Below are 6,699 nucleotides of genomic sequence, written 5' to 3'. Positions count from 1 at the left end.
AAGCAATGCCAGGCGGGGCAATCTCATTCTGGAGCGGGTCCGTTGCTTACAAAGAAACAGTGGGCGCAAATTATATCAATAGTCATCGCTCTCTTGTCGGCCGCGGCCGGGTTGACCGTGGCGGCAAAGTAAAGATGACTTTCGATTTTGAAAATGGTATTTAGAAACAGGCCGACTCACCGGCCACGGAACAAAGCGAGGATGAGATGAAACGATTGCAGATGGAACGAAACGAAACCAAGGTCATCGACGTGAGCGTTTCGACGCTCGTTGTCGAGTTCGAGCGGGAGAAGACCGACGAAGGCGGCGGCGTGCTGAGTGTGATGGTCAAGTTCGGGCATGGCCCGGATGCCATGCGCCGGCGCATCCTGCCCGGGCAAACCGGATTCGAGCTGTTTAAGTCGGTCAAGTGGGGAAAGCTCCTCACTGACTACATGGCCCAAGAGTTCCCGGACGCGGCGATCTCCGATGTCGCGACGAAGAAAACGGCGGTAAAGGAATAACAAGAGGTGGGAAAAATGACGAAAGGCAACGAAAAGAAACTGAAATCGGTCGACGAAACGGCGAAACCAGCACCTGAACCCGTGGTGCTCAAGACGAACGACGACCTGGTAACTCTGGCGTCCTTGCTGAACGCCTCTTTGGGGACGCTAAAGGACAAGCCATTCCATTGGGCCTACTATGCCCTTGACAAGCTCCAACGGCCGCTCAAGGCGTTCCAGGCCCGGCTTGCTCTGCATCCCGACGCCAAGGAGTTCAACAAACAGACCCGGGCGGGGCAAGAAGACGAACGCTTCAAGGGATACAGGGAAAACGCGGTGGCTGTCCGCGATGAAGAGCTACAAGAGCCTATCGAAATCAGACGATTCAGAGCAGAATGGATGTCCGGCAACATCCCGGCGCCGTTGGCCGCGGCTCTCCTCCAGTTTGGCCTTCTGGACGACCCTACTAAGTTCGAGGAGATGCTTTACTCGGACGAGGAGTAACGACCATGACTATCAATCTCGAAACCGAATACGGAGCAAGAGCTAACCCCGCGGATTCTGATTACCCTTTCGGTTCATTCAAAAACGAGTCGGTTCAAGGCTCCGATGATGGTACGCCGATTGAGGTGGCCTGGGGCAACGATATGCTCGGCTTCTTTCAGGCTCTCCTCGACAGAGCGAGTATCACTCCGTCGAATTCGCCCGATACCGCTCCGGAGAGTCAGACGCTGGCCGCTTTGCTCAAGAACCTGTCGGACACGGCGCCGCCCCAGGCGAGCCCAAACGCGCTTTGCGAGGGGCTTCCAAACGCCGTGGACAAGTGGCACGATCCGGCCGCGTTTCCAAACACCTTGACCACCGGTGTTGCCATTCGAGATGCCTGTCTCGGGTGGGGCACGGATACGCGCCCATTTCTTTGGGTATCGCACGGAGATGATAGTATAGCGAAGCTTACCGGGTGCTGGGACTACGAAGGGGCGCCGGCGCTCGCCGCGGCCGTATCTCCGTCCTATCCGTCAACCCCGGACATGGTCCTCGCGATTTGCTGTGATTCTGACTACCTATATATAGCTTGGTGTGCGACCGCTGGGGATATCCAGGTAACCAAGTTCGACGCCGCGACCCTGGCCGAAGTGTGGACGTGCGACACGGGCGTTACTTCATCGGCATACGAAGATCGCATCCGCCTGATTGTTGCGAATACCAGCAACCTCGCGATACTGCTCCCGGGAAACTGTGATGACGGCACGGTCGGCTATGGCGTGGCGATCATAACCAAAAGCGACGGAACCATCTACCCCAAAACCAGCGTGGCGGCCGGCGTCGGTGTGTCTTTCGTTCCGGAATCGGGGGCGCTCGTATCGGATGGAACGGCGGTCTACTTCTTGTGGCTCGACAATGTCGGCGGCGGAACGAGAGACTACACCCTTTCGAGAACGGTAATAGCCACAAGGACAAACACAAACACCTTGATCCGACAGGTGACGGTTCCTAACTGGGGCACGTATCCGGGGGGGCTGGTTGCGGTGAGTGCCGGACGGATCCTTATCCCTTGCTGCAACGGAGAAGTGGATCTTTATGATGACGGGACGGTCTACAACCAATTCGATATCGACGCGACCGCTTGGGATGGCGTCGGGGCGAGCGAGTATGGCCTTCCAGTGGGCTTTGACGGGCTGAACGTGTGGTTGGGCTTCCTCTTGTATGGAGAGCAGCCAGCCGGGTATCACAGGCTTGTGAAAGCGCCGGCGTCGGTATGCGCTCCCGTGCTCGGCGCGACTCCGCCGGCGTCTCATCCGGTTATCTCTCCTTCCTTCGTCGCTTTGGAAGCCGATACTCGTCCGGCGAACGCCTGGCCCGGGAACATGGTCTTTGACGGCCGCGACATGTGGCTGGTTCATCCGGATGGCCATGTTTACCGATTGACCGCCCCAGGGATGAGATGAAAGAATTCGGCCTGACCGATATGATTCTGATTTCCATCTTGCTGGTGGTAATCGTGATCATCAAGGCGCTCATGGCCTCGGGCTACTTGTAGAAGGATTCATCCACACAGCAAATCAGGCTTATCGTCGGCTCCCCAGTGGACCAATTGACACAGGGCAGGGGCAAGACCGTTCCGCCCCGGTCGGTACAGTAGGACTCATCGACGAGCCATCGCTCAAGACACTCCACGCCGTCTTGTGGCCCTCCCTCGTAGTCGGGACAGGCGGTGTCCGTGTCCGTGTCGGTGTCGGTGTCCGTGTCGGTGTCCGTGTCCGTGTCCGTGTCCGTGTCGGTGTCGGTGTCCGTGATCACCTCCCAGGCGTCCGGAACACGTTCGCAGCCGGCCAGAAAACAGAGGAAGAACAAACAGACGAGCACGGCTACCTCCCTTACCTCCCGGCCTTGATGGCTCTCAGGTAGCAGATCGCTTCGGCTGCAGCTTGGTGGGTGGAGCTCCCCCGGCCGTGCTTCTTGACCTTAGCGATCTCAAGATCGTACACCGCGCGAGCCGTGCCGACAGCCTTGGAGTCAAGGAGATACGACCCGGCCAGATCGGACGGCAGCCCCTGGAAATAGCCGAAGAGGAAATAGTGCACCGTGTCCTCGATGGCGAATGCGAGCCCCTCCTCGGTCGCTCTGTTGTCATCCGTCTTGAGGTAGTCTCGATACCATGAGCTCACCGTCCCGCCATCCTCGACGCGGCCACGGATGCGGAGAGCGTGTCCGGCTTCGTGAGCGAGGCGACAGACAACCTCCTTCCACGGCGTCCCGTCGCCTATCCGGCATTGCATGAAGATGAGGTTCTTGGCGCACCAAGGGCGGAGCTTGGCGTCGATGGATTCCAGGGCCTGGGCCACGGCGGCTGGGATGGTTCGCCCCATGAGCGCCATGAACCACTTGACCAGAGAGAGCCATCGCGTCTTCCAGAAAATCTTGACACCGAGGGCCTTTCCAAACTGCTTGGCAAAAGTAGCGACCTGGTCGTCCGTCATCCCGTCGGGGAAGAATGGTTTCGGGTTAGTCATCTTTTCCTCCTTCTAAAATCGCGTTGCATTTTTCACATTGCTTTCTCGTTGGTTGGTTCAGATTTCCACACTGTAGGCACTCCGTTTTTTCGCGTGCCCATGCTTGAATGAAAGCTACCTCTTGCCAATCTGGATCACATACTGGATCGTCTGCTTCCCACTTGAAGGTTGACGCTTGCTCTATTTTCCATCCGTCACGTTCTTTGTCGTAGGAAACACGGATATCGTCGGCCGCGCGAACATCCATCAAACCTATTACTATGGCTCTGGTGTTCCCTTTTACATCGGGATACCATAAATCCAGATGGATTGACGGAACAGTATCGTCGTCATGTTCTTCTACATGATCCAGTATCACTTTTTTATTGCCCACTATTGGCACACCGCCTTTCCGTCACCGTCAACACACTGTTGGGCGATCTCATTTCCTTCCGAATCCCAGAGCCGCGCGCAATCGTGGGCCGGGAGCCAGTGGTGACCGTTGCAAAACTCAACTGCCTCGCCTTGTTCCGAACATCGAGAGGCGTTCTGTTGCGCCGGAGAACACGTCGCGTATGGGGTCGGGCCGCACCCGGTCAAAAACCAAATCGACACGGCCAGCCCGACGCCGATGACGGCACCCAAACATCTTACCCAAAGTCCCATTAGAGTCATGTTGATACCTCCTTCGTTTGTTCTATCACATCGCGGTCCGCATGTCCCGAAATGAGTTGTTGCTCTTCGACGCCATCGCCACGGCGTAGTAGAGGTTGGGCGGGTACTCGTCGACACAAAGGCACGCTCGGCAGTACCACAATTTCTTTTTTTCGCCCCTTGCGAGGCACTTGTAACCAATGGCCTCACGCTTTCGAAGCCGCTCCCCGCACTGGGAGCAGACGACGGTGACGCATGTCGGCGCCGGTTTTATTTTGCCTGGTTTGCCCATTTTTCCATTGCCCTTTCCAAGTGATCGGCGTAGATGCCACCTGCTCCTTCGTATGCCGTCGTATGGCCGCAGTCGCATTTTATCAGGAGCCACACTATGCCGTCCGGAGAAAAGCCCCAGGTCAGCGCGGGTTTTGTGTCTCTGCACTCGGGGCAGTGGTAGGTTTTTTCATCGTCCATCTTCTCACCTCCGCCCCGTAGGGCCTCCGAGATACTTGGTTATTGCGCTGATGCCCTCTTCTGTCGTGTAGACCACGTTTGTTTCATACCCCTTCAGCCGAGCCATCGCGGCGAAGAGATCCTGCATCACCGTGAGACCGCCGCGAGCCTCGCCTCGTTGGTCCGGCCGCTTGACCTCGACCCATAGGCCGCAGCGATGAGAACAGACGCGAATCCCATTTCTTAGCTCAGTCGGCCGCGCGAGGAACAAATCCAGCACGCCCGCGCGGACGCCCTCGGCTTCCAGTTGCTTGCCTCTTATCGCGGCCGTTATCGCCGCTCTTTTTCTCGATGCCTTCACGGCGGTTTCGTCGTCTCCGGCTCGCACATCGACCGACGCTCGCGGTCCGCCGTTAGGGATCGCAATCAGCATCCCGTCGCCGTGTACCGCGTCGTACCAGCTCACGATACCGGCCTGGATCTTGTGGTGGACGTCTTTCATTTCTTCGCCTCGCAAAACAGCCAAGCCACGCGGCGTCTCATCTCATCGATCGTGGCCACTTGATCATCTATGAGAGCGGCGAGACCATCGAGAACAAGCTGGATGCGCTCTTCGCGCTCGAACGCCGCTTTGAATTCCGGGTCTTTCATCTTGTCTTGAAACCAGTTGTCACTCATGGCGCTTCCTCATGGTTTTGGGGTATATATCCAAATGCCAGCATTCTTGACAATACCATAGACCGCGATGCTTTTTCATGTTTCGAGCGTAGTGCTTCTCGTTGCATAGATGACAGCAATATTTTTCAGCGATCATGCTTCCTCCTCCGGGTCCACTAGCGCAAGACCGAGCTGACGCTCTTCCACCGTCATTGCTCGCTCGTTTACGATCTCGCCGGTGTCGAGCCGCGTGATGACCACCATGCCACGTTTGTAGTCGTTCTCTTCCTTGCACTCCGTCGGACGGTACTCAAATCCCGCGCGGTGTTTCTGGCTCGTTTCGCGGAGCACTGATACCGCCGCCTTGACCTCGGCCGCGAGCTGTGCTGTCACCGTCTTCTTGTTCTCTTCGGCATCCTCTACAGCGAGCACTTGCTCGGCCATCTGTCGGGCGATGGAGCGTAGCTCCTCTTCGGTGAAAAAATATTTGAGCGCCTTTGTGATTTTCTTGCTTTCCATTTTCATCCTTCCTTTGTTTCCTCCGGGTCCACCTTCACGAACCCTGGGTAAATGTCGTCTTCGAAAAACCAGTCGCCGTCTATGTCGACGCCCCACGGATATTTTTTCGGCGTGCTTTTGAGCGATGCCCAATTGGTTATGCGTGGTCTCGGGATCGTCGTGAGAATCTCAGGCGGAAACAACACGCCCGCCTGGAAGTCGAGAACCGCCGTTCGTATCGTCTCGGGTATCTTCTCCCACGGCTTGCCGCTGACCGCCGCCCTTCGTTTGAGCCTCGCCGCCGTCGCGTACTTCGTCCCGGCCCACTTCGCCGCGAGGTCTCCACCCTCAGCCCATCGCGGATTGATAGGCTGGGAGAACGCTCTCATGAGGTCCTCATACTCTTTGTACCGTCGCCCCGCCGGCCAGAGGAATAGGCGATTAATTATCGCCCACAGCATCGCGCTCGCCTTGTCCCTCGAACATTTTCGCCCGCCCTCGCCGTAGCACATGCGGCCCATCCATATCTTTTCCGATTCGCTGATGGTCTCGATTCGCGGAATCGACATAGGCCCTTCGTAAAAATATCTAGCGCTCATTCATTCACCTCCTGACAAGATACTCCATGCGAGCGCAGCCACTGCCGGAACTTGCCCGTTTCCAATGGCTCTAAGCCGCTCCACTCTAAAGGCCAGCCCATCAACCACTCGACCCACGTCGGGTTCAGCGAGCCACCAATCGCATTCACGCCGTGTGATTGCAGACCATCCCTCCTGTTGGCCGTTGGCGTAGGCCACATCCTCGCCGAAACTGCCTCTATCAGGTTCCCGCCTTCCTTCGATTTCCGCAGCGTCACTCGTCCCCCGTGTGATCCGTCTGTGCTCCTCGGCGTTGGCCACATGTTTTGTTTCGCCATCGTTTCGAGGCTCAATCTCATCGGACCTACTCTGCCCGCTGCCCCGCCC

General features: G+C 57.2%; 12 protein-coding genes. 3 read left to right on the top strand and 9 right to left on the bottom strand.

Annotated elements, in window-relative coordinates:
• Nucleotides 1-206: 206 nt before the first annotated feature.
• The 3 genes from M0R36_10915 to M0R36_10905 are packed head-to-tail and all read left to right on the top strand — an operon-like array spanning nt 207 to nt 2,431.
• A complete protein-coding gene (locus tag M0R36_10915; GenBank protein MCK9556300.1) occupies nt 207-503 on the top strand; it encodes a hypothetical protein in 297 nt (98 codons plus the stop codon).
• Nucleotides 504-518: 15 nt separating this feature from the next.
• Nucleotides 519-986, top strand: a complete 468-nt coding sequence (locus M0R36_10910; protein MCK9556299.1) for a hypothetical protein — start codon at nt 519-521, stop codon at nt 984-986.
• A gap of 5 nt (nt 987-991) precedes the next feature.
• The gene (locus M0R36_10905) at nt 992-2,431 is read left to right on the top strand and encodes a hypothetical protein (protein MCK9556298.1); all 1,440 of its coding nucleotides are present in this window, start codon (nt 992-994) and stop codon (nt 2,429-2,431) included.
• An 82-nt stretch (nt 2,432-2,513) separates the two neighbouring features.
• Here M0R36_10905 and M0R36_10900 read toward each other — a convergent pair whose 3' ends face one another.
• The 9 genes from M0R36_10900 to M0R36_10860 all read right to left on the bottom strand — a co-directional run.
• A complete protein-coding gene (locus M0R36_10900; GenBank protein MCK9556297.1) occupies nt 2,514-2,849 on the bottom strand; it encodes a hypothetical protein in 336 nt (111 codons plus the stop codon).
• 11 nt (nt 2,850-2,860) lie between these two features.
• The gene (locus M0R36_10895; protein MCK9556296.1) at nt 2,861-3,496 is read right to left on the bottom strand and encodes a hypothetical protein; all 636 of its coding nucleotides are present in this window, start codon (nt 3,494-3,496) and stop codon (nt 2,861-2,863) included.
• Nucleotides 3,489-3,869 carry a hypothetical protein gene (locus M0R36_10890; GenBank protein MCK9556295.1) on the bottom strand — a complete coding sequence of 127 codons (381 nt, stop codon included), beginning with the start codon at nt 3,867-3,869 and terminating at the stop codon, nt 3,489-3,491. Before M0R36_10890 ends, M0R36_10895 begins: the two co-directional genes overlap by 8 nt.
• A 530-nt stretch (nt 3,870-4,399) precedes the next feature.
• Nucleotides 4,400-4,600, bottom strand: a complete 201-nt coding sequence (locus tag M0R36_10885; protein ID MCK9556294.1) for a hypothetical protein — start codon at nt 4,598-4,600, stop codon at nt 4,400-4,402.
• A gap of 4 nt (nt 4,601-4,604) precedes the next feature.
• Nucleotides 4,605-5,081, bottom strand: coding sequence for a hypothetical protein (locus tag M0R36_10880; protein ID MCK9556293.1), 477 nt, complete (start codon nt 5,079-5,081; stop codon nt 4,605-4,607).
• Complete coding sequence (locus M0R36_10875; GenBank protein MCK9556292.1) at nt 5,078-5,257, bottom strand: hypothetical protein; 180 nt, start codon at nt 5,255-5,257, stop codon at nt 5,078-5,080. The genes M0R36_10880 and M0R36_10875 overlap by 4 nt, the downstream gene beginning before the upstream one ends.
• Nucleotides 5,258-5,389: 132 nt before the next feature.
• A complete protein-coding gene (locus tag M0R36_10870; GenBank protein MCK9556291.1) occupies nt 5,390-5,755 on the bottom strand; it encodes a hypothetical protein in 366 nt (121 codons plus the stop codon).
• A gap of 2 nt (nt 5,756-5,757) precedes the next feature.
• Entirely contained in the window at nt 5,758-6,333 is a 576-nt protein-coding gene (locus tag M0R36_10865) for a hypothetical protein (GenBank protein MCK9556290.1), read from the bottom strand.
• Nucleotides 6,334-6,699: hypothetical protein (locus M0R36_10860; protein MCK9556289.1), on the bottom strand; the 366-nt coding region annotated here is incomplete at its 5' end.

The sequence above is a fragment of the bacterium genome, assembly GCA_023228325.1.
Classification (GTDB): domain Bacteria; phylum Auribacterota; class UBA6266; order UBA6266; family UBA6266; genus UBA6266.
The sequence above is the reverse complement of the archived record's forward strand: the minus strand, read 5'-3'. Positions and strand labels throughout refer to the sequence as shown.

Bases quoted from the DNA above. Each gene is read 5' to 3' on its own strand.
- M0R36_10885 (MCK9556294.1), bottom strand. From the start codon at position 4,600: ATGGACGATGAAAAAACCTACCACTGCCCCGAGTGCAGAGACACAAAA.
- M0R36_10905 (MCK9556298.1), top strand. From the start codon at position 992: ATGACTATCAATCTCGAAACCGAATACGGAGCAAGAGCTAACCCCGCG.
- M0R36_10870 (MCK9556291.1), bottom strand. From the start codon at position 5,755: ATGGAAAGCAAGAAAATCACAAAGGCGCTCAAATATTTTTTCACCGAA.
- M0R36_10915 (MCK9556300.1), top strand. From the start codon at position 207: ATGAAACGATTGCAGATGGAACGAAACGAAACCAAGGTCATCGACGTG.
- M0R36_10910 (MCK9556299.1), top strand. From the start codon at position 519: ATGACGAAAGGCAACGAAAAGAAACTGAAATCGGTCGACGAAACGGCG.
- M0R36_10865 (MCK9556290.1), bottom strand. From the start codon at position 6,333: ATGAGCGCTAGATATTTTTACGAAGGGCCTATGTCGATTCCGCGAATC.
- M0R36_10880 (MCK9556293.1), bottom strand. From the start codon at position 5,081: ATGAAAGACGTCCACCACAAGATCCAGGCCGGTATCGTGAGCTGGTAC.
- M0R36_10895 (MCK9556296.1), bottom strand. From the start codon at position 3,496: ATGACTAACCCGAAACCATTCTTCCCCGACGGGATGACGGACGACCAG.
- M0R36_10875 (MCK9556292.1), bottom strand. From the start codon at position 5,257: ATGAGTGACAACTGGTTTCAAGACAAGATGAAAGACCCGGAATTCAAA.